Source organism: Segniliparus sp., assembly GCF_051660745.1.
Lineage (GTDB): Bacteria > Actinomycetota > Actinomycetes > Mycobacteriales > Mycobacteriaceae > Segniliparus.
The window spans coordinates 25,011-46,559 of sequence record NZ_JBOFQF010000031.1 but is presented as its reverse complement, the minus strand read 5'-3'; the positions used below and the strand labels follow the sequence as shown (position 1 = coordinate 46,559).

20 protein-coding genes are annotated in these 21,549 nt (G+C 69.6%); 10 read left to right on the top strand and 10 right to left on the bottom strand.

The genetic code is table 11. From position 1 onward, the window contains the following. The first annotated feature begins 32 nt into the window (after positions 1-32). Positions 33-1,316, top strand: coding sequence for a MurT ligase domain-containing protein (locus ACRC20_RS10465; protein ID WP_438686316.1), 1,284 nt, complete (start codon positions 33-35; stop codon positions 1,314-1,316). Continuing rightward, positions 1,309-2,049 (top strand): type 1 glutamine amidotransferase, encoded by a 741-nt coding sequence (locus ACRC20_RS10460; protein ID WP_438686315.1) that lies wholly within the window; start codon positions 1,309-1,311, stop codon positions 2,047-2,049. The genes ACRC20_RS10465 and ACRC20_RS10460 overlap by 8 nt, the downstream gene beginning before the upstream one ends. Positions 2,050-2,192: 143 nt before the next feature. On the opposite strand, the gene ACRC20_RS10455 is transcribed toward ACRC20_RS10460, so the two are convergent. Next, positions 2,193-3,164 carry a hypothetical protein gene (locus ACRC20_RS10455; RefSeq protein ID WP_438686314.1) on the bottom strand — a complete coding sequence of 324 codons (972 nt, stop codon included), beginning with the start codon at positions 3,162-3,164 and terminating at the stop codon, positions 2,193-2,195. A 73-nt stretch (positions 3,165-3,237) separates the two neighbouring features. Beyond that, positions 3,238-3,834, bottom strand: a complete 597-nt coding sequence (locus ACRC20_RS10450; RefSeq protein WP_438686313.1) for a DUF937 domain-containing protein — start codon at positions 3,832-3,834, stop codon at positions 3,238-3,240. 170 nt (positions 3,835-4,004) lie between these two features. Here ACRC20_RS10450 and ACRC20_RS10445 point away from each other — a divergent pair, with 170 nt between their 5' ends. Next, complete coding sequence (locus tag ACRC20_RS10445) at positions 4,005-4,907, top strand: universal stress protein (RefSeq protein ID WP_438686312.1); 903 nt, start codon at positions 4,005-4,007, stop codon at positions 4,905-4,907. A gap of 28 nt (positions 4,908-4,935) precedes the next feature. Here ACRC20_RS10445 and ACRC20_RS10440 read toward each other — a convergent pair whose 3' ends face one another. Together ACRC20_RS10440 and ACRC20_RS10435 are read right to left on the bottom strand one after the other, a co-directional pair. Further along, positions 4,936-5,904: a cytochrome c oxidase assembly protein gene (locus ACRC20_RS10440; protein ID WP_438686311.1), complete on the bottom strand. Its 969-nt coding sequence runs from the start codon at positions 5,902-5,904 to the stop codon at positions 4,936-4,938. A 52-nt stretch (positions 5,905-5,956) separates the two neighbouring features. Then, positions 5,957-6,688 carry a 3'(2'),5'-bisphosphate nucleotidase CysQ gene (locus tag ACRC20_RS10435; protein ID WP_438686310.1) on the bottom strand — a complete coding sequence of 244 codons (732 nt, stop codon included), beginning with the start codon at positions 6,686-6,688 and terminating at the stop codon, positions 5,957-5,959. Positions 6,689-6,726: 38 nt separating this feature from the next. Here ACRC20_RS10435 and ACRC20_RS10430 point away from each other — a divergent pair, with 38 nt between their 5' ends. Further along, complete coding sequence (locus tag ACRC20_RS10430; RefSeq protein ID WP_438686309.1) at positions 6,727-7,575, top strand: Fpg/Nei family DNA glycosylase; 849 nt, start codon at positions 6,727-6,729, stop codon at positions 7,573-7,575. A 112-nt stretch (positions 7,576-7,687) separates the two neighbouring features. On the opposite strand, the gene ACRC20_RS10425 is transcribed toward ACRC20_RS10430, so the two are convergent. Genes ACRC20_RS10425 through ACRC20_RS10415 form a run of 3 tightly spaced genes read right to left on the bottom strand, consistent with a single transcriptional unit; the run spans position 7,688 to position 11,146 of the window. After that, entirely contained in the window at positions 7,688-9,199 is a 1,512-nt protein-coding gene (locus tag ACRC20_RS10425) for a carboxylesterase/lipase family protein (RefSeq protein ID WP_438686308.1), read from the bottom strand. Next, a complete protein-coding gene (gene pgi, locus ACRC20_RS10420; protein WP_438686307.1) occupies positions 9,196-10,848 on the bottom strand; it encodes a glucose-6-phosphate isomerase in 1,653 nt (550 codons plus the stop codon). Before pgi ends, ACRC20_RS10425 begins: the two co-directional genes overlap by 4 nt. 16 nt (positions 10,849-10,864) lie before the next feature. Then, positions 10,865-11,146 carry a chorismate mutase gene (locus ACRC20_RS10415; RefSeq protein ID WP_438686306.1) on the bottom strand — a complete coding sequence of 94 codons (282 nt, stop codon included), beginning with the start codon at positions 11,144-11,146 and terminating at the stop codon, positions 10,865-10,867. 74 nt (positions 11,147-11,220) lie between these two features. Between ACRC20_RS10415 and ACRC20_RS10410 the strand changes: the two genes are divergently transcribed. Beyond that, positions 11,221-13,062 carry an ABC transporter ATP-binding protein/permease gene (locus ACRC20_RS10410; RefSeq protein ID WP_438686305.1) on the top strand — a complete coding sequence of 614 codons (1,842 nt, stop codon included), beginning with the start codon at positions 11,221-11,223 and terminating at the stop codon, positions 13,060-13,062. 12 nt (positions 13,063-13,074) lie between these two features. Here ACRC20_RS10410 and ACRC20_RS10405 read toward each other — a convergent pair whose 3' ends face one another. After that, positions 13,075-13,845: a hypothetical protein gene (locus ACRC20_RS10405; protein WP_438686304.1), complete on the bottom strand. Its 771-nt coding sequence runs from the start codon at positions 13,843-13,845 to the stop codon at positions 13,075-13,077. Between the two features lie 26 nt (positions 13,846-13,871). Here ACRC20_RS10405 and ACRC20_RS10400 point away from each other — a divergent pair, with 26 nt between their 5' ends. The 5 genes from ACRC20_RS10400 (at position 13,872) to ACRC20_RS10380 (ending at position 20,034) form a co-directional block, all read left to right on the top strand. Continuing rightward, a complete protein-coding gene (locus ACRC20_RS10400) occupies positions 13,872-14,825 on the top strand; it encodes a 2-hydroxyacid dehydrogenase (protein WP_438686303.1) in 954 nt (317 codons plus the stop codon). Further along, a complete protein-coding gene (locus ACRC20_RS10395; RefSeq protein ID WP_438686302.1) occupies positions 14,822-16,312 on the top strand; it encodes an MFS transporter in 1,491 nt (496 codons plus the stop codon). The genes ACRC20_RS10400 and ACRC20_RS10395 overlap by 4 nt, the downstream gene beginning before the upstream one ends. A 40-nt stretch (positions 16,313-16,352) precedes the next feature. Continuing rightward, positions 16,353-17,108, top strand: a complete 756-nt coding sequence (locus ACRC20_RS10390; protein WP_438686385.1) for a dioxygenase family protein — start codon at positions 16,353-16,355, stop codon at positions 17,106-17,108. A 118-nt stretch (positions 17,109-17,226) separates the two neighbouring features. Beyond that, positions 17,227-18,942 carry a purine-cytosine permease family protein gene (locus ACRC20_RS10385; protein ID WP_438686301.1) on the top strand — a complete coding sequence of 572 codons (1,716 nt, stop codon included), beginning with the start codon at positions 17,227-17,229 and terminating at the stop codon, positions 18,940-18,942. Between the two features lie 204 nt (positions 18,943-19,146). Continuing rightward, on the top strand, positions 19,147-20,034 hold the full coding sequence (locus ACRC20_RS10380) for an SGNH/GDSL hydrolase family protein (protein ID WP_438686300.1): 888 nt from the start codon (positions 19,147-19,149) through the stop codon (positions 20,032-20,034). Between the two features lie 70 nt (positions 20,035-20,104). On the opposite strand, the gene ACRC20_RS10375 is transcribed toward ACRC20_RS10380, so the two are convergent. Next, on the bottom strand, positions 20,105-20,614 hold the full coding sequence (locus ACRC20_RS10375) for an Hsp20/alpha crystallin family protein (RefSeq protein ID WP_438686299.1): 510 nt from the start codon (positions 20,612-20,614) through the stop codon (positions 20,105-20,107). A 150-nt stretch (positions 20,615-20,764) separates the two neighbouring features. After that, the gene (locus ACRC20_RS10370; RefSeq protein ID WP_438686298.1) at positions 20,765-21,505 is read right to left on the bottom strand and encodes an SDR family oxidoreductase; all 741 of its coding nucleotides are present in this window, start codon (positions 21,503-21,505) and stop codon (positions 20,765-20,767) included. Positions 21,506-21,549: the final 44 nt, after the last annotated feature.

Sequence of the window (21,549 nt, the reverse complement as noted above, 5' to 3'; positions counted from 1 at the left end):
AGCGTCGGCCAGTTCCTGGTACAGTCACTGCCGTGACTGTAGGTCAGCAGCCCTGCAAAGGCCTTACCGTCCGAGGCCGCGCCGCTCTCGCCCTCGGCTCCGCTGCCGCATGGGCTTCGCGGAAGGCCGGACGAGGCGAAGGCTCCGTGATCGGCGGGCGCATCACCAAGCGCGTCGCCCCGTCCATCCTCGCCCAGCTCGCCGCAGGCAAGCGCACGGTGCTGGTGACCGGGACGAACGGGAAATCAACCACCACGCGGATGATCGTCTCCGCCTTCGCCGGGCTCGGGGAAGTCGCGACGAACTCCCAGGGCTCCAACATGGACGCCGGGCTCGTCTCCGCGCTCGCCTGCGGCCGCAAGGCCCCCTACGCGGTGCTCGAAGTCGACGAGCTGCACTTCGCCGCGGTGGCCAAAGCCGTCCGGCCCGCCGTCGTTGTGCTGTTGAACTTGAGCCGGGACCAGCTCGACCGTGTCGGCGAGATCGGCAATGTCGAGCGGAGCCTGCGCAGCGGGCTCGCCGAGCTGCCGGAGACCGTCGTCGTCGCGAACTGCGACGACGTGCTCGTGACCTCGGTCGCCTACGACTCCCCGCACGTGGTGTGGGTGGCTGCGGGCGGCAGCTGGCAGGGCGACTCGGTGAGCTGCCCCCGGACGGGGACGCGGATCGGCAGGGTCGGGGAGCGGTGGTCGAGCGCCACGGGCGACTTCGTGAAGCCAGATCCCCAGTGGCTCCTGGGCGAGGACGAGCTGCGCGGGCCCGGCGGTTTCCGGGCGCCGATGCGCCTCGGCCTGCCGGGCGCGGTGAACCGGGGCAACGCCGCCGAGGCGGTCGCGGCGGCTGTGGCGCTGGGCGCGGACCCGGCGAGCGCGCTCGCGGCGATCGAGGAAGTCCGCGAGGTCGGGGGCCGCTACGGGGTGCACGACGTCGCCGGGCGCGCGGTGCGCAAACTGCTCGCGAAGAACCCCGCGGGCTGGCAGGAGTCGCTGAACATGGTCGAGGCGGGCTCGGTCGTGATCTCGGTCAACGGCAGGGTGGCGGACGGCGGCGACTTGTCCTGGCTGTGGGACGTCCCGTTCGAGCAGCTGCGGGGCAAGCGGGTCGTGGTCTCCGGCGAGCGGGCGGCCGACCTCTCGGTGCGATTGGACTACGCCGGAGTGGCGCACGAGCTCTGCCGCAACCCGTTCGACGCGCTCGCCGCGCTTCCCGCGGGACGGGTGGACCTGCTCGCCAACTACACGGCGTTCATGGACCTCAAACGCTGCTACGAGAAATGGGCGGCAGAGGCCGAAGGCCGGGAGCTCGCGCATGCCTGAGCCCCGCCGGGGGGTCTTGCGCGTCGGGCTGGTCCTGCCCGACGTGATGGGCACGTACGGAGACAGCGGCAACGCGACCGTGCTGGCCCAGCGCGCGCAGATGCGCGGGATCCCCGCCGAGATCGTGACCATCACGCTGGACGACCCGGTGCCCGACAGCCTCGACGTGTACACGCTCGGCGGAGCCGAAGACGCGGCGCAGCGGCTCGCGACGGAGCACCTCTTGGCGCATCAGGGGCTGCAGCGCGCGGTCGCGAAGGGCGCGCCGGTGCTCGCCATCTGCGCGGCGCTGCAGATCCTCGGGGAGTGGTACGAATTGTCGGACGGGACGAAGGCCGCAGGCGTCGGCTTGCTCGATGTCACGACGTATGGCCGCCCCGGGGTGCGCAGCATCGGCGAAGTGGTGGTGAAGCCGCTGGTCGACGGGCTCACGGAGCAGATAACCGGATTCGAGAACCACGGCGGGGCGACCGTGCTCGGACCTGGGGCCCAGCCCTTGGGCAAGGTGAAGGCGGGCGACGGCAACGCGGCGGGCGAACCGGTGGATGGCGCGGCGCAGGGCTCGGTGCTCGCCACGTATATGCACGGCCCGGTCCTCGCGCGCAACCCGGAGCTCGCCGATTTGCTGCTGGCCCGCGCGCTCGGCGTGCCGAAGGAAGAACTCGGACCGCTGGATTTGCCGAGCGTCCAGCTTTTGCGGGCTGAAAGGTTCGCCGCCCCCCGCCGGGGCTAGCCGAAGGCCCAGGTCGCGATCTCCTGCGTTGTCGGCTCCTCGCGTACCAGCGCTCGTTCCTCGCTCTTGCACGTACGCGTCGTCGCCTGCCGCCTTGGATCTCATCGACCTGGATCCTCCGGCCCATCGCTCGGCGTTGCGGGCTAGTGCTTCTCGACGCGGAGCGTGTCGATGATTTTTTGCGCGACCGCCGGGTCGGGGGCCTGTGGGTAGCCCTGGTCGAGCTGGACCGCGAACGTGACGACCTTGCCCGCCGTGTTCGTCGTGGCGACGACGGTGTAGACGCCGCTCGGCGGGTTGCAGTTCACGCTGGTGTTCATCCCGGTCGCCGTGAAGCTCGCTTGCAGCGCGTCCGCGCCGTCGATTTTGAACTGGCGCACCTCCGACCTGGTGATCGGCGGCGGCGGGGGCGGCGGGACGGCCGCGTCGTGGCCCCAGTCGGTGTAGAGGTCCGGGACGCGCTTGGCCTCCGCCTCCAACGCGTCGGCGATGGTCTGGCGCTCGGCCTCCGCGATCTCGGTGGGGCTCGGCGAGAGGAATCCGGCGGCGGCGGACACATTGCCGTCCGTGCAGCCGTCCTGCGGGGGATGGGGACGGGTGGAGGTGTTGAGCAGCGACCGGATGGCGCAGGAGGGCGCGGGTCCGTTCGAGCAGGGCTTTTGCCAGGAAAGGACCATTTTCGGCTTCTGCACGGTCCAGTCCCCGGGCACGTCGTAGTCGAGGCCGCTGGGAGACCCGACCGATTGCCAGCCCGGCGGAGTGTTCGGCCCCGGCCTGCTGCGGCCCGGCTCGGGCGGTGGCGGCGGTGGCGTGGACTTCGAGGGGGCCGAGCCCTGCTTGCCCGCAGAGTTCGTCGCGACGGCGTTCGCGGGCCTGTCCAGGCCGACGCGGATCAGCAAGAACGTGCCCACGCTGATCACGACGAGGAGCGACACCGCGATGGAGACATAGACCCAGGCGCGGGAGCGCTTCTTCGGGGCGGGGCGGAACGGGGGCTGTTCGTGCGGGAAAGGCTGCTGGTAAGGCGCGCCCTGCGGATACTGCCCGGACCGGGGGTGCGACCGCTGAGGTTCCTGCCACCTCGGCGGCTCGCCGCCTGGGTAAGGGTTCGTCATGGGTCTCCTTCGGGTGGCCTCTCCGGGCGTGGTCCAGGGCAGGATGGCCCGGTTCGGGCCATCCTGCGCCGAATCACTTCTTCCGGTTGAACAACCCGCCCAAAACCTGCCCGAGGAGGCCGCCGCCGCTTTCCTGCTGCGGTTGCTGCGGCTGCTGCTGGGGAGCGGGGGCGCTCCCTCCGCCGAGGACGCTGCCAAGGATGCTGCCGAGCGCGCCGCCCGCGCCGGACTGTCCGCCCGCGCCGCCCAAGATGCCGCCGAGCAGCTCGCCGACAAGGCCGCCGCCCGTGTTGGACTGTGCGGAGCCGCCCCCGGCGTTCTTGCTGAGGTAGGCGATAACGACCGGCACCAGCAGCGGCAGGAGCTTCTGGACCAAGCCGCTGTCCACGCCGCCGTTCCCCGAGGAAAGGGCCGATGCGACCTGTTCGTGGTCGCTGCCGAAGAGGCTGTTCACCAGGGCGTGGCCGTCGGCTGCGTCGGCGCCCGGCTCTTCGACGGCGGCGTTGAGCGTCGCCTCTTTCTCCGGGTCCTGAGCGGTCTCGTGCAGGCCGCCGAGCAGCTGCGGAAGGACGGACTGGATGGCGTTCTGCGCGGTGGTCTCATCGACTCCGAGCTGCTGCGCGATCTGCGCGGTGGGGATGTTTGCGTACAGGTCTTCAAGGCTGGCCATGCGCATATCCTCGCACACGAAACCTGGCGCGGTGACCGGGGTCGGATTCGTCCTTGCGGGCGGCGGGGCCGAGGGCTACACTTGTTTGTGATGTGAATCATGTTTTGCTTCGCGTGTCGGACATGATCACGTTTCTTCGGCTTCCTGGTCGGCGCTAAGGAGTGTGCACCATGAACGACCCCATGAGAACCCCTGTCGTGGTCGGTGTGGACGGCTCTCGGGCCGCGGACCGGGCGCTCATGTGGGGGGCGGACCAGGCTTGGCGGCTGCGGTTGCCGCTGCTGCTCGTCCATTCGGTCGATTTCCCCGCGTTCGCCTCGAGCGCGGGCGTGGATTTCGACGGGTCTTTGGTGTGGAGCATCGAGGCAGACGGCGAGCGGCTCCTCGAAGACGCCAGGGACAAGGTCCGAGAGCAGTACCCGGATCTGCCCGTCGAGCTGCGCGTCGAGAGCCTGAGCCCGGTCGCCGGGCTCTCGGAGGCCTCTCGGGACGCGCGGATGATCGTGCTGGGGTCGAGCGGGAAAGGCGCGCTGCGGGGAGCGCTGATCGGCTCGAACGCGGTCGGCGTGCTGCATCGGGCGCATTGCCCGGTCGCGGTGATCCGGGGGGAGGTGCCCGCCCTGGCCGCCGAGGCCCCGGTGCTCGTCGGCGTGGACTCCTCGCCGTCGAGCGACCTCGCGGTCGAGTTGGCGTTCGACGAGGCGGCGTGGCGCGGCGCGGAGCTGGTCGCCGCGCATGCGTGGACGGACCACCTGGCGGTCTCGGCGAGCGTCTACGCGTACCCGCTCCCGATGGACTGGGAGAAAATGGGCGAGGCGGAGGAGAAGATGCTCTCCGAGAAGATCGGTTTCTGGCACGAGAAGTACCCCGAGGTGCGGGTGCGCAAGGTCGTCTCGTGCGCCCGGCCGACGCGGTGGCTGCTCGAACTGGCGAAGGGCGCCCAGCTCGTGGTCGTCGGGACCAGGGGCCGCAGCGAGCTCGCGTCGACCTTCCTCGGCTCCACCAGCCAAGCGATGGTGTACCACTCCCCGTGCCCCGTGCTCATCGCGAGGGAAGACCACAGAGTCCCGTAGTAACAGAGTCCCGTAGTAACAGAGTCCCTTAGCGGCGGAACCTGTCTCGCAGCTGCGGGTCGTTTTCCCACCAGAGGCCAGAGGCCGCTTGCGGGCCCGTGGCTTCGAGCTGTCCCGTCGCTTCGGGCAACGCGGCGCCTTCGACCTGGGCCGCCTCGATCCGGTCCAATGCGGCGTCTGTCTGCTCCTCGATCACGCGCTCTTCCACGCGGAAAGAGCGCATCACCGCGAGGATGAACGGAATGCCGAGCACATCGCCGAGAATCCACAGGACACCGGCCCCGACCACCTGGTCCATCCGCAGCGACGGGCCCCACGCGCGCGCGGCGTAGTGCTCCGAGGCGACGATGTCCCCCATCGCGAGCACGAGGCCGAGTGCCCCGTCGCCGACGACCTCGGTGACGGTGAGCAGCAACGTGACGAGTTGGGGGTATTTCTTCGGGGTGGGATCCGCCTGCAGCCGCGAGTAGAAATAGCCGAACCCGATCAGGACGACCAGGAGCCCGGTCGCCTCGTCCACCGTCCGGCGCTCAAGGAGCGCGGAGTACCACGGCGTCGTGAAGACGAGCCAGGGGAGGGCCAGGATTGCGATCGCGGTGGTGAGGGGGTACGTGAGGAATCGGGCAGGCGCGGAGGACAACGCCGCGTCGAAACGCGCCCTTCCGGCTTCGCCGAGACCGCCGCGCAGCACGGCGAGCGGTGTGCCGAGCGCGAGGAGGAACGGCACGAGGAAGAGCAACAGCGTGAACTGCAGCGAGCGAACCCAGAACAGGGAGTCCGCGTAGACGCCGAGGAAGCTGGCCGCTGTCCCGACCCAGACGGCGAGGCCGCAGAAGAAACTCGCGACCCGCAGCCTGGCCGTGCCGCCGCCCCGCGCGGAGCGCCAATAGCCGAGGCCGAGCGCGATGGCCACGACGAGCACAGGCACGTCGAGACGCCACGCGGCGAGCGCGGAAGCGGCGGTGAGCGGTGTGGTGGCGATATCGGTGCCGAGCACAGCCTCACTCTACGAGCACGAGGAAGCGGGTCCGGAGACGTGTCGCCTCGTGTCAGCGACGCAGCGCCTGCAGCGCCGCGAGGATGTCGTCCTTGACCTCCATGCGGCAGATCACCAGGTCCGGCAGGTATGTGCTGCGAGTGTTGTAGACGAGCGGCGCGCCAGACAGCCGGGAGCACCACAGTCCTGCGGCCAGCGCGACTCCCACCGGGGCGGCCGAGTCCCACTGGTGCTGGCCGCCGGAGTGCACGTACGCGTCGGCGCGGCCTTCGACCACGGCCATCGCTTTCACGCCCGCCGAGTTCACCGGGTCGAGCGCCATCCCGAGTTTTTTGGCGACGAGCAGCGCCTCCCACGGGGTGCGGCCCCGGCTGACGACTATGGACCCGGTGAGCGGGCCGTCCGCCTTGCCCACCTGGTCGGACCGGAACACGGATCCGCGCGGGGGCAGCGCCACGGCGGAGGCCGTCGGGACCCCGTTCTCGACCAGCGCGATGTGCACCGCCCAGTCGTCGCCCCGGCGGCGGAATTCGCTCGTCCCGTCCAACGGGTCCACGATCCACACGCGCTTCGCGGTCAGCCGCGACGCTTCGTCTCTGGCCTCCTCCGAGAGCACCGCGTCGTGCGGGCGGTGGATCGCGAGGGCCTGGGCGATGAACTCCTGGGCGAGGGAGTCGCCCGCGTCCCCGAGGTCGTGGCCGGAGAGCAGGCTCGTGCCGTTGACCGCGAGCAGCAGCTGGCCCGTGTCATGCGCGAGCCGTGCCGCGAACTCTTCGTCGGTCACCTGGAGCCTCTCTCTCGTCCATTCGGCATACTGATGTTGTGCCTGAGCTTCCCGAGGTGCAAGCCCTCGCGAATTTCCTCGCCGACCGAGCAGTCGGGACAGCAGTCCGAAGAGTGGACGTCTGCGCCTTCTCGGTGCTCAAAACAGCAGTGCCGCCGATCAGTGAACTCGTCGGCCAGCAGGTCGAAGATGTCAGTCGAGCCGGTAAACATCTCATCATACGGTGCGGCGGGCTGCGGTTGGTGATCCATCTGTCCCGCGCGGGCTGGCTGCGCTGGACGCACGGCATGCCGGACCGCCCGCCGAAGCCTGGAAAGGGGCCGCTCGCGCTGCGAGTCGGGTGCGGCGGGGAAGGGGAAGGCTTCGAGCTCACCGAGGCGGGGACGCAGAAGCGGCTGGCCGTGTGGGTGGTGCGCGACGAGGCCGAAGTGCCGAGTGTGGCCAAGCTCGGCCCGGACGCGCTGGCGCTCGACGAGGCCGGGCTCGCCGAGGTGTTGGCGGGCACCACGGCGAGGATCAAGAACGTGCTGATCGACCAGCATCTGATCGCGGGGATCGGGAACGCGTACTCCGACGAGATCCTGCACACCGCGAAGCTCTCCCCGTTCTCGCCCGCGAACAAGACCGACGTCCCTCGGTTGCACCGAGCGCTGCGCCAGGTGCTCGTCGAGGCGACCGAGCGCGCCGTTGGCCAGGAGGCCGCGCTGTTGAAGGCGGAGAAACGCGAGGGCTTGCGGGTGCACGGCAGGACCGGCGAGCCGTGTCCGGTGTGCGGGGACGCTATCCGCGAGGTGTCCTTCGCCGACCGCAGTTGGCAGTATTGCCCGACATGCCAGACCGGGGGACAAGTGCTGGCGGATCGAAGAATGTCACGTTTGTTGAAGTGAAGAGGGCAATGCCCAGGACGCGCAGGGACGAGGGACGAGGCCCGGAGTGTCCAGACCAGCGCAGTGCCCGACATGCCAGACCGGGGGACAAGTGTTGGCGGATCGGCGGATGTCACGCCTCTTGAAGTGAGGCCTTGTGGTTGAAGCCGGAGATGTCGAAGCCCGTCCAGAACCTCCGCCGCCCGGGCCACGGGTCGGACTCCACCCGCTCCTCCGCGTGCAAGACCAGCGTCTGCCGGTCCTCGGGCCGGTACTGCGGCCAGCTCCCGCCGGGCTCGCCGTCTTTGGCGAACGCGAGCCAATGCCGTTGCAGGTGCTCGGTCGCCTGTGACAGGCTCGCGCGCTCTTTGGCCCCGCTGAGGGCGAGGAAGACCGACCGGAAGGACGCGAGCTCGTCGAAGCAGGACAGGAGCTCGATCGTGTGGGTGGCCCCGAAGCCGAGCAGCCGGGAGAGCCTGCTCGACCAGTCGTAGCGGTACATGTAGGTGGGCGCGAACGCGCTGTGGCCCTCGGCCACGGCGAGGGCGGGGACCCAGTAGCGCAGATCCCCGTTGAACGGGATCGCGGCTTTGCGCGCAGGCAGGTTCGGGAAGAAGTCCTGGATCCGCGCCGCCCTTGCCGGGTCCTGCGCGGTGACCGCCGCGACGAGGTCGCGCGCCTCGTGGGCCAGTCCGCCCCATTTCGGCTGCACGATCACGTCGTCCTTGTTGGTGCCGATGATCAGCGGGACCCGGTGCGCGTGGCCGCCCGCGAACGCGTCGACGACCCGCCGGGGCAATGCCTCGCCGTCCACGACCGGGGCGAGATGGCGGGCTCCCGGCCTGCGCTCGCCGACCAGTTTGCCCAGCTTGGCCATCGCCGCGACGAGCTCGTCGGCGGTCGCCCTGGTGAGGGCGAGCTGCGCCTCGCTCGGCCGGGCGCCGAGCGCTTCGAGGAACCATCGCGCGTACAGCTCGCCGTCCTCGGGGTCGAGGATCGTGCCCGCTGGCGGGCTCTGGGCGATGGCCCGGTGGAACAGCCCTCCGGCATTGGGGGCCGACATGAGCGACAGGACCGCGTTCGCGCCTGCGGACTGCCCCCAGATGGTGACGTTGCCGGGGTCCCCGCCGAAGGCCGCGATGTTCTCCTTGACCCAGGAGAGGACGGCGATCTGGTCTTTCAGCCCCAGGTTCGTGTCGAACGGCCGTTTCGAGGAGCCGAACTCGCCGAAGTGGGTGTAGCCGAAGGGGCCGAGCCGGAAGTTGGCGGACACAAGGACCACGTCGTGCCGCCGGGGCAGGGAGCCGCCGCCCGAGATGTAGGAGCCGTCGCCGAAGAGGTTGAGGCCGCCGTGGAAGAACACGAGGACGGGCCTGCCCGCGCCGGGCTCGGCTCGGGCGACGATGTTCAGGCGCAGGCAGTCCTCGGAGGGGGCCGGGCCTTTCGGCGGGAGCGGGTTCTTCGGCTGCGGGCAGGGCGGCCCGAACGCGGACGCGTCGAACTCGCCCGCCCAAGGCTCGGGGGGCAGGGGGTCGCGGAAGCGCAGGTCGCCGACCGGGGGTTGCGCGTACGGCACACCGTAGAAGCGCACCAGCTCGCCGTCTTGGAAGCCTCGGAGTGCTCCCTGCCCGATCTCGGCTTTCACCCTCGGTTCGCCCGGTACCAGTCGAGCAGCGCTTGCGTCGACGAGTCGTCCACCGGCTTCGGCGCTTTCGCGACGAGGGGCTCGACCAGTGCTTTCGCCTGGGTTTTGCCGAGCTCCACGCCCCACTGGTCGAAGGAGTTGATCCCCCAGACCGCGCCTTCGACGAACACCTGGTGCTCGTAGAGGGCGATGAGCTGGCCGAGGACGCTCGGGGTGAGCTTCGGCGCGAAGATCGAGGTGCTCGGCCGGTTGCCGGGCATGACCTTGTGCGGCGCGATCTCCGGCGCGACGCCCTCGGCGAGGATCTCGTCAAGGGTTTTGCCGAACGCGAGCACCTTCGACTGGGCGAGGAAGTTGGAGATGAGCAGGTCGTGCACGGTCGCCGGGGTGCCGTCTGAGGCGGTCAGCGTGCTCGGCAGGTTCTCGGTCGGGTTGGCGAACGCGATGAAATCGGACGGGATCAGCCGGGTGCCCTGGTGCAGCAGCTGGTAGAAGGCGTGCTGGCCGTTCGTGCCTGGCTCGCCCCAGAAGATCTCGCCGGTGTTGTAGCCGACCTGCCCGCCCGCGAGCGTGGTGGATTTGCCGTTGGACTCCATGGTGAGCTGCTGCAAGTACGCGGGGAACCGGCGCAGGTCCTGCGAGTAGGGGAGGACGGCGCGGGACTGCGCGTCGTGGAAGTTCGAGTACCACACGCCGAGCAGGCCGAGGATGAACGGCGCGTTCTGCTCCGGCGGGGTGTTCAGGAAGTGCTCGTCCACCGCCCGCGCGCCCGCGAGGAACTCGGCGAAACGCTCTTTGCCGATGACCGCCATGACGGACAGCCCGATGGCGGACCACACCGAGTAGCGCCCGCCGACCCAGTCCCAGAACTCGAACATGTTCTTCGGGTCGATCCCGAACTCGACGACGCCCTTGGTGTTCGTGGAGAGCGCGACGAAGTGCTTCGCCACCGCCTCCGGGCCCGCCCCGAGCTCGGACAGGAGCCAGCCCCTCGCGGCTTGGGCGTTGGTCAGGGTCTCCAGCGTGGTGAAGGTCTTCGACGCGACGATGAAGAGCGTTCGGGCGGGGTCGAGGCCTTCGAGGTTCGCGATGAGGTCGGTGGGGTCCACATTGGAGACGAAACGGGCGGAGATCCCGCTGTCCGCGTAGTGGCGCAATGCCAGGTCGACCATCGCGGGCCCGAGGTCGGAGCCGCCGATGCCGATGTTGACGACGGTGGAGATGCGCTCTCCGGTCGCCCCGCGCCAGGTCCCGTCGCGCAGCGAGTCGGTGAACGCGCCCATCCTGTCGAGCACCTCGTGGACCTGCGCGACCACGTTTTCGCCGTCGACGGTGATCGAGGCCCCCTTCGGGGCGCGCAGCGCGGTGTGCAGCACGGAGCGGCCCTCGGTGGTGTTGATCTTGTCCCCGGAGAACATCGCGTCGCGCCGCTCGGCCACTCCCGCCGCCGAGGCGAGGTCCTGGAGCAGCGCGAGCGTCTCACGGGTGGCGCGGTGCTTGCTGTAGTCGATCCGCAGATCGCCGACGGCAACGACGAGCTCCGAGCCTCGCTCGGGGTCTTCGGCGAAGATCTCCCGCAAGTGCGTCTCGCCGAACAGTTTCGCGTGTTCGGCGAGGCGGGACCATTCGGCGCTCTGCGTGATCGTCATCGCTGCGTTTCTCTCCTCATTGGACGGGAACTCCTGGTTTTCCACGGCCGAGCTGGAGCAGCAGCATGCCGAGCTGCTGGCCTTCCTCGACGCCGAGCTCGTTGAACCGGGAGAGCACCTCGATCTCCCGCGAGTGCACCGTCCTCGGCTGGCCCTGGGACATGCGGACTTGGCCGATCCGCCGGGAAAGCGCGGTGCGGCGCTTGATGGCTTCGAGGATCGTGTCGTCGAGCTCGTCGATCTCGACACGGAGGGCCGAGATTTCCTCGGTCGGGGAGAACGTTGGGGGAGTGGTCACAATGTCTCCTATTGTGCCATGGGACGGTGATATGTGGGACGGTGATGTGCGCCAAGAACGAGAGGAGCCGTGCAATGTCCCAACCCGCCACCGATTGGTCGCATGAGACGGGACGGTCCGTCGTCTGGGTCTGCGAGACGTGGGTGCTCGTCGCGCTGCTGTTCGCGTTGTTCTTCTGGTTGTTGGCGGTCGCGACGCCGTGGGGCGGGCGGCTGGCCCGGACCTGCGGCGGCTTTTTCTTCGCCGAGCGCACGCGCGCCAAGGCGTTGGGGCTCTTGGGGCTGATGCTGCTCGTGGCCGTCGCCGGGACCAGGGTCGCGGTGGTGTTCTCGTACCAATTCCGCGATCTGCTGAACGCGGTGCAGGCGGCGGCGGAGGCTCTGGCGCTGCACGACGCGGGGAAGCTCGACGAGGCGCGACGCGAGTTCTGGTTCTCGTTCGCGGTCAGCGCGGTCTTGGTGGTGCTCACCGCGCTGACCGCCGTCCTGGACCTGTATGTGCAGCGGGTGTTCGCGCTGCGCTGGCGGATCTGGCTCAACGACCGGCTGGTCGAGGACTGGTTCCGGGGCGAGGCGTTCTACCGGAACCGTTTCTTGGCGGACGCGGTCGACAATCCGGACCAGCGGATCCAGATGGACGTCGAGACCATCACCACGAAGACGACCAAGCTGACGGTCGGGGCGGTGAAGTCGCTGCTGCTCGCGGTCTCGTTCTCCCAGGTGCTCTGGGACCTCTCGCCGAGGGTCCGGGTGTTCGTGTTCTCCGTGCCGTACATGGTCGTCATCGCGTACGCGTTCGCGCTGGTGGTGTCGCTCGGCGCGTTCTGGATCGGCTATCCGCTGGTGCGGCTGAACTTCGTGGGCGAGGGCCTCGGCGCGCGGTACCGGTACGCGTTGGTGCGGCTGCGGGACGCGGCGGAGCAGGTGGCGTTCTTCCGGGGCGAGCGGGCGGAGCGGGCCAGGCTGGGGTCGGAGTTCTCCGGGATCGTGGCGAACCAGTGGCAGATCATCGGCAGGGAGCTGCGGCTGACCGGATGGAACAGCTCGCTCGGGAACGTGACGAGCGGGATGCTGACCTTCCTCGTGCAGGGGCCTCGGGTGTTCGCCGGGCAGCTGGGCACGGGCGAGCTGTTCCAGAGCCACACCGCGTTCGGGCAGCTGTGCGGCGCGCTGGAGTACTTCCGGGTGAACTACGAGGAGTTCACGCAGATGTCCGCCGCCCTGCTGCGCGTGGACGAGCTCTTTTCGAGCGACGAGCGCTCGCGCGCGTTGCCGAGGGCCGAGGCGCGGGAGGCCCGGTCCGGCCTCGTGGTCGACGGCATGACGGTGCGCGACCCCTCGGGCGGCGCGTTGGTCTCGGATCTGGACGTGCGGTTGGAGCCGGGCGACTCGCTGTTGGTGAAAGGCAGGTCGGGCTGCGGCAAGACGACCCTCTTGCGGGCGGTCGCAGGCTTGTGGCCCTACGCGTCGGGGACGAACGCGAAGCCCGAGGGGGCGTTGTTCCTGCCGCAGGCCCCGTATCTCCCGCTCGGCGATTTGCGGGACGTCCTGTCCTACCCGAGCGAGGCGGCGGCCCCCGACTCCCGGCTCGCGCACGTGCTGGCGCTGGTCGGCTTGGAGCGGCTCGCGGGCAGGCTGGACGAGGCCGCGCACTGGTCGGCGGTGTTGTCCCCGGGCGAGCAGCAGCGGCTCTCGTTCGCGCGGGCGCTGCTGCTCCGGCCGAGCGTGGTCTTCCTCGACGAGGCGACTTCCGCGCTCGACGAGGAGTGGGAGCGCAGGCTGTACGCGTTGTTGCGGGCCGAGCTGCCGGATGCGGCGCTGGTCAGCGTCGGGCATCGCGGCACGCTCGACCAATGGCACACGAGCGTGCTTGAGCTGCTGGGCGACGGCGGCTGGCGCGTCGGCAGGCTGGCGTGACGGGCGCGCCGGTCAGTACGTCCGAATGCGCTGGACCCACTTCGAGAGCAGCCGCTCGTTGTCGTCCGCGTCGGCCTCGGGGCTGGTGTTCCTCGCCAGGCAGTACAGGGCGACCCCCCGGACCATCGCCAACGTCATGACGTGCGTCTGCGGCGGATAGAGCACGTCGTCCGCGCCGCCGCCCGGCGCGTCGACGACCGTGATGACGTACGAGATGGCGCGGTCCGCGCCGATGCTCGGGGCGGGCAGCCGTTCCATGATGACTTTTCGCAGCCGGGTCTCCCGGTCGTTGGACGCGGACGGCAATGCCGCCTCCGGGCAGCCCTGCAACCAGGTGTCGAGCGCCGTGACGAGGTTCTCGTCCGGCCGCTCGCGGGCCACGCCGACGGTGTACGCCGTCGCGGCGTTCACGGCGGCCGCGACGGAGTCGGTCCGCACTTCGCCGAGAATGCTTGGTCCGCGCAGCGGGGCGGTCGGATCGCAGTGGGGCGGGTCGACGGGCAGCGCGGGCTCGGGATGCTCGCGCAGCTGCTCGGCGGTCAGCGCCAGAAAACCCTTCAAGTTTTTCGAGAAGTCGGCGCGGGCGGGCAGGAGGTTCATGAACTCCTCGTCGGGGAGTTTCGCCAAGCTCCCGATGTGCGCCGTCGGCTTCGCAGGGGCGGGCTGGTCCCTGCCCGCCAACGCGAGGCCGCCCACCGTGGCGACGGCGGCGAGCGCGAGGGCGAGGGCCCACACCTGCCAACGCCGCGCCCACGGGACGGACGAGTCTTCCGCAACCATCATCGCTCGCGGAGTCTACGCTTGCCGCCATGGCAGGAACAACAGGCGCAAGTGTCACGGTGCTCGGAGATTTCGCGGCTTCAGCGGGGCTGGTCGCTTCGGCGCAGGACGAGCGGCACTGGCTCGAGGTGGTCTTCCCGAAGCGGGACGAGGAGCGTCGCACGGAGGCGTTGTCGCAGGCCAACGTGATCTGGCACGGGCTTCGCCCGCTCGGCGCGGCCGATTTCGACCAAGCCCCCAACCTCAAGCTGGTGCAGAAATTCGGCGTCGGGGTCGACACGATCGACCTGGCCGCCGCGCGCGAGCGGGGCATCCGCGTGGCGAACATGCCCGGGGTGAACGCGCCTGCGGTCGCGGAGGGCGCAGTGATGCTCATGCTCGCCGCGATCCGGGCGCTTCCCGAGCAGGACCGGCGCACGCGCGCCGGGCTGTGGATGAAAGACATCGCCTATTTGGAGCGCTCGCGGGAGATCGCGGGGCTGACCGTCGGCCTGGTCGGCTACGGCGACATCGCCAAGCGGATCGAGCAGGTGCTGCTCGCGATGCGGGCCAAGGTGGTGCACACCTCGACGAAGCCGGACGGCTCCGAGGATTGGCGCGGCTTCGACGACCTGCTCGCCGAGTCCGACGTGATCTCCCTGCACCTGCCGGGGACCCCCAACACCCGCAAGTTGTTCGACGAGGCGGCGTTCGCGCGGATGCGGCCGGGGGCGGTGTTCGTCAACACGGCGCGGGGCTCGATCGTCGACGAGGCGGCGCTCCTGGCGGCGTTGGAGTCCGGCCACCTCGCAGCCGCGGGCCTCGACGTCTTCGAGCAAGAGCCGGTCGATCCGCAGAATCCGCTGCTCGGCTTGCGCAACGTGGTGGTGACGTCGCATTTGACGTGGCTGACCGAGCAGACCAACTCACGGATGCTCGCGACGGCGGTCGAGAACTGCAGGCGGCTGCAGCGCGGCGAGCCGTTCGCGAACCAGGTCGTGTGACACCGGTGCGCGCGGGCTCCGGCGGGCGCGAGCCGAGCCCGTGGCTCGCGCTGGTCGCGCTCTGCATCGGCTTCTTCATGATCCTCGTGGACGTCACCATCGTGTCGGTGGCGCAGCGGTCGATCATGGCCGATCTGCGGGCGGACCTGGGCTCCATTGTCTGGGTCACGAGCGCGTACCTGCTGGCGGGCGCGGTGCCGCTGCTGGTCTCGGGCAGGCTCGGCGACCGGTTCGGGCCCGGACGGGTCTACATCGCGGGGCTGGTGGTCTTCACGGCGGCTTCGGCGTGGTGCGGCCTCTCCGGCACGGCGGGCATGCTCATCGCGGCCCGCGCGGTCCAAGGCCTCGGCAGCGCGCTCATGACCCCGCAGACCATGGCGGTCATCACCAGGGTCTTCCCGAGCGCGAAGCTAGGGGCCGCGCTCGGCGCATGGGGCGCGACAGCGGGCGTCGCGACATTGTTCGGCCCGTTGGCGGGCGGCCTGATCGTGGACACGCTGGGCTGGCAGTGGATTTTCTTCGTCAACGTCCCCGTCGGCGCGGTGGCGCTCGGGCTGGCGTTGTGGCTGCTCCCGCCACTGCCGACGCGCCGCCTCCCGTTTGACTTCGTCGGGGTGGCGCTGTCCGGGCTCGGGCTCTTCTGCCTGGTCTTGGGACTGCAGGAGGGCGAGCGCTGGTCGTGGGACCAGCGGCCGTGGGGGCTGGTTCTCGCCGGGGCCGCGCTGCTGGCGGGCTTCGCGGTCTGGGAGGGCAAGAGCCGCCGGGCCCCGCTCATGCCGTTGGGGCTGTTCCACGACCGGAATTTCTCGGTCTCCACCGTCGTGATCGCGACCGTCTCCTTCATGATGAGCGGATTCATGCTGCCCGTCATGTTGTATCTGCAGATAGCGCTCGGGTTCTCGGCTGTCCACGCCGCAGTGACGACGACGCCCATGGCATTGGTCTCGGGCCTGCTGGCCCCGGTGGCGGGCAGGCTCTCGGACCGGCTCCACCCGAGGGACGTGATCGGCTTCGGCTGCGCCGCGCTCGGCGCGGGGGTCTGCTGGTTCGCCGCCGTCGCGAAGGCGGACGCGGGCCAATGGGCGCTCATGGCGCCGATGGCTTTGGTCGGGGTCGGGGTCGCGGCGACGTACTCGCCGATCAGCGCCGCCGCGACGCGGAACCTGCCCCATCGCGACGCGGGCTCCGGGGCCGGGGTGTACAACACCGCCCGAATGGTCGGGGCCGTGCTCGGCTCCGCCTCCGTCGGCGCGCTCATGCAGGCGCTGGTCGCAGACAAACTGCCCAAGCGGGGGACGGGCGGGGCAGGGGAGCTCGTGGGCGCGCTGCCCGCGTCCTTGCGCCCGGGGTTCTCCTCGGCGATGGGCCAGTCGATGTTGCTCTGCGCCGTGGTGCTCGCCTTCGGCGTGCTCGCGTCGGTCTGCTACCGGCGCTCGGGGGCGCCTGCGGCGGAGCGTGGGCAGCCCCTCGTCCCGGCAGGGCATTGAGCGGCGCGGACCGCTCTTTTTTGGTACGTTCGGGAGAGTGATCCCCGCACTGTTCTTGAGCCACGGCGCTCCTCCGCTCGCCGACGACGCGACGTGGACCGATGAGCTCGCCCGCCTGTCCGCGTCCTTGCCCCGCCCGGAGGCGGTGCTCATGGTCTCGGCGCACTGGGAGGCCGCGCCGATCACACTCGGGGCTGTTGAGACCAAGCCTTTGGTCTACGACTTCTGGGGCTTCCCGCAGCGCTATTACGAGGTCGTCTACGAGGCGCCCGGCGCGCCCGCGCTCGCCGAGTCGGTGCGCAAGCTGCTCGGCGGCGAGGTCCGCGAGGAGCCCGAGCGGGGGCTCGACCACGGCGCGTACGTGCCGCTGAAGGAGATGTACCCGGCGGCGGACGTGCCAGTGCTGCAGCTGTCGATGCCCGCGCTCGACCCGTGGCGGCTGTTCGAGGTCGGCCGCGCGCTCGCGCCGCTGCGCGAGCAGGGCGTGCTCATCGTCGGCAGCGGGTTCACCACGCACAACTTGAGCCTGACGAGCCTGGCCTCCGAGCCGGACTCCGCGCCGCCGTCGTGGTCCCGCGAGTTCGACGACTGGACGGCGCAGCAGCTCGCGGCGGGCGAGGTGGACGCGCTCTTGGACTTCCAGCGCAAGGCGCCCGCCGCCCGGCTCGCGCATCCGCGCACCGAGCACTTCGCGCCGCTGTTCGTCGCGTTGGGCTCCGCCTCGGACGCTCGGGGCCGCACCGTCGTCGACGGCTTCTGGCACGGGCTCGCGAAGCGGTCGGCGTTGTTCGACTAGCGCGCAGTCTTTTTCGCCGCCGGCCGAGATTTTCACTTGCCAAACGCCTCGGAAACATTGCCGAAACGCGAAAATGCGTTACTTGGGGCGATGGGGGACGAGCCGAGAGGAGCCGACAGTGACGGCAACGCTGCCCACGACCGGTCCGAATGAAGCCCTGACCGAGCCCGCGGGCTCCGGGGCGAAGTCAAAAGCGCATGAGACGCTTGAGGACTACACGCTGCGGTTCGCGCCGCGCAGCTACCGGCGCTGGGGGGTGTGGACGGTCGCGATCTCCGCGCTCGGCGGCATCGCCTATCTCGCGGACTTCGCCATCGGCGCGAGCATCGGGATCAGCCACGGCACCGGCAACGCCCTGATCGGCATCGCGATCTTCGCGGCGGTCATCATGCTCACCGGCCTGCCGATCGCCTACTACAGCGCCCGCTACAACATCGACCTCGACCTGGTGACCAGGGGCAGCGGCTTCGGCTACTACGGCAGCGTCGTCACCAACATCATCTTCGCGACGTTCACCTTCATCTTCTTCGCGCTCGAAGGCTCGATCATGGCCCAGGGGCTCGAACTGGGCCTGCACATCCCGCTGTGGATCGGCTACCTGCTCTCGTCGCTGCTGATCATCCCGCTGGTGGTCTACGGGATGAAAGTGCTCTCGACGCTGCAGGTCTGGACGACGCCGCTGTGGCTCGTGCTCATGGTGGCCCCGTTCGGCTACCTGCTGTGGCGCCACCCGGAGTCGGTGTCCGCGTTCTTCGCGTACGGGGGCACCGACAAGGACGGGCACCCGGCGCACGTCGGGGTGAGCTTCGCCGGGTCGATGCTCGCGGCGGGCGTGTGCCTCTCGCTCATCGCCCAGATCGCCGAGCAGGTCGACTATCTGCGGTTCATGCCCCCGAAAACCCCGGAGAACAGCCGCAAGTGGTGGTCTGCGGTGCTGTTGGCCGGGCCGGGCTGGGTCGTCTTCGGCGCGATCAAGCAGGTCGTCGGCCTCTTCCTCGCGGTCTACCTGATCGTCTCGCTCGGCAGGAGCGTCAAGGACGCGGGGCAGCCGATCCAGCAGTTCCTGGCGATCTACCAGAACATGATGCCCTCCTGGCTGGCCTGGCTCGCGCTGCCGCTCGCCGTCGTGCTCGTGGTGATCAGCCAGATCAAGATCAACGTGACCAACGCCTACTCGGGCTCGTTGGCCTGGACGAACTCGTTCACCAGGGTCACCAAGCACTACCCTGGCCGCCTGCTCTTCGTGATGCTCAACGTCGGCATCGCCTTGGTGTTCATGGAGGCGAACATGTTCGAGTTCCTGAACAACATCCTGAGCTTCTACGCCAACTGCGGCATCGCCTGGATCGTGACCGTGGCCTCGGACATCGCGATCAACAAATACCTGCTCAAGATCTCCCCGAAAGTCCCGGAGTTCCGCCGGGGGATGCTCTACGACTTCTGCCCGGTGGGCTTCGGGTCCATGATCATCGCCGCGGGCGTCTCGATCCTCGCGTACTTCGGCCTGCTCGGCTCTGCCGTCCAGCCGTACTCGCCGCTGGTCGCCGCGGCCCTCGCGCTGGTGCTGCCGCCGGTTATCGCCCTCGCCACGGGCGGGCGCCACTACCTGCGCCGCGAGCACGACGGCATCGACCTGCCCATGTTCGACGAGCACGGCAACCCCTCCGGGGACTTGCTCTACTGCCACGTCACGGAAATGGAGTTCGAGCGCCCCGACATGATCGCGTCGGCGTTGCCCGGGCCCGACGGGGAAGTGCGCTACATCAGCTCGCTGGCCCTCTCGTGCGACAAGAAGGGCCACCACGTCCTCCCCGCCGACCCTCCGTCGGCCTAGGACGGCGATCTGCTGCGTTGTCGGCTCCTCGCGTACTATCGCTCGTTCCTCGCCGTGTCCGTACGCGTCGTCGCCTGCCGCCTTGCATCTCATCCGCCTAGCCCGTCGACCCTCCGTCGGCCTAGGGCGGCCGCCTCCGCGAGAGATCAATCACACTGTCGCGGAGCAGCATGTTGACAGGTTCATTGACTAGGCTCAGTCCTCATGCGTTTCCTGTCGAAGATCCGACGCGCCATGCCGGTCGCCACGTGCGCGGCGCTGGTTGTCTCGTCGTTGTCGCTCAGCCCCGCGTCGGCGGCCCCGCGCGTCCATAAATACGTGGCGCTCGGCGACTCCTACGCCTCTGCGGCGGGCCAAGGCCCGTTCGTGGACGTCGGGCCGTGCAACCGGTCCGCGCACAACTACCCGGCGGTCGTGGCGGACGGCCTCGGGGCCAGCCGGGACGACGACTCGTACGTCGACGTCTCCTGCTCGGGAGCGAGCACGACGGACGTGCTGAACACGCAGCTCGACGCGGTCACCTCGGACACGGATCTGGTCACGCTCACGGCGGGCGGGGACGACGGGGGCCTGTTCCTCGACGCGGTGCTGGTCTGCAACGCGCTCGGCCTCACCGACGCGCTCGGCATCGGCACGCCCTGCGCGGACCATGGCGGCGAGCAGCGCCCGGTGCTCTCGGCCCAGGGCATGCAGGACGACCTCGACGCGGTGCGGGCCAGCCTCGTCCAAATCTTCCAGGCGATCCACCAGCGCGCCCCGAAGGCGAAAATACTGATGGTCAACTACCCGAGGATCTTCACCTCCGGCGTGAAATGCGGGGAGCTCGGCGCAGTCACCGGCGGGGACTCCGCGTGGCTCGACACCATCGAGCGCAGGCTCAACGCGCAGCTCGCCTCGGCGGCCGCCCAGGGCGGCGCCCAACTGGTGGACGTGTACTCCCAATCCCTCGGCAACGGCATCTGCGCGGGCTCGCAGGCGTGGATCGCGGGGATTCTGCCCGCTCCGGGGCAAGCGCTTCCGTACCACCCGCTGCCCGCTGGGTCCGAGGGAGTGGGCCGGATCGTCCTCGAGTCGGTGGGCAAGACTTCCTGACAACGCACAACTTCCTGACAACGATGGGAGCCGCAGGCCAGAGGCCTGCGGCTCCCATCGTTTCGAGGGCTCACTCCGCCGTTGGCGCGGCCTGCTCCGTGCTCGCCTGCTCCGTGCTCGCCCCTTCCGCCGAGGGGGCGGCTCCGCCTCGGGTCACCGAGATGCGCTGCGGCTCGACGGCCTTGTGCACGCCGGACACCCGGACCGTGAGCACGCCCGCGTCGTAGTCGGCGCTGATCGCTTCCGTCGCCACGCGGGCGGGCAGTTTGAACGTCCGTCGGAAGGCTCCGTAGCGCACTTCGCGCACGACGTGGCCGCCATCCCCCTCGTTGGTCTCCGGCTTGCGCTCGCCGCGCACGACGAGCTGGCCGTTCTGGACCTCCACCGTCACGTCCTTCGCGACATCCACCCCAGGCAGATCGAGTCGGACCAGCGCGTCGTCCCCGTCCCGGGCGATCTCGGCGGCAGGTGAGAACGCAGTGGCCTCCGGCCAGTTCTCGACCGGGCCGAAAGCGCTCTTGACCAGTGCGTCGAAGTCCGCAAAGGGGTTGCGGCGAGTCCAAGCGTTCAGGTTGCTCATAGTGGTTTCTCCTCTTCGTTCTGTCCCGAGCCACGCTCTTCTTGAGCGTTTCTGACTCAATAAGATAGAACTTGAGCAGATGGCGCTCATGTTCCCGGTTTCGCCAGGGGCGAACGAGGAGGGGGCGAGGAGTCTCGGCGAAAAGGGGCGCTAGTGCTGCTCCTTGAGCCATTCCGCGAGCGCCGGGCCCGCGATGTGGGGGTTGTCCCCGCCGAGGAGCGCGTCGGTCTTCGGGACGGGCAGCGGCAGCAGGGTCTTCTTCTGCCCGCGATGGTCGAGGGTGGCGCGGACCAGGTCCTTCAGCTTCATCGGCTCGGGCCCCACCAGGTGCGGGACGAGGCCGCGCGGCTCGCCGAGTGCGAGGGCCACGAGCCGCTGCGCCACCGTCTTCGCGGCCACGGGACGGACCTGCCAGGTCGGGACGAGGACGAAGGGGCCCTTGGCGAACCCGTCCAGCACGTTGTCGGCGAACTCGAACCACTGCGCGGAGGGCAGGATCGAGTAGGGCACGTCGTTCGCGCAGATCAGTTCTTCTTGTGCCCGTTTGCCCGCGTAGTAGCCGAGCCAGCCGAGCTTGGAGTCGTGGATGCCGCCGATGGACAACAGGACGTGGTGCCCGACGCCCGCGTTCTGCTCGGCGGCCAGGAGGTTCGCGGTGGTGGTCGAGAAGAACGACTCGGCTTCGGCTTTGCTCTGGGTGAGGATGTTGCTCGCGTCGATCACGGCGCTCGTGCCGTCAAGCGCCTCGGGCAGCCCTTTTCCGGTCAGGAGGTCGACCCCGAGCGAGCGCGCGATGGGGACGGCGGCGGCTCCTTGCGCTTCGAGTTCGGCGATCAGCAGTTTTCCGATCAGGCCGGTGGCTCCGGCGACGGCGACTTTCGGGGCGGTCATGGCTCCAGGCTACCTTGGCGGGCGACCAGCCCCGGGCTGTCGCG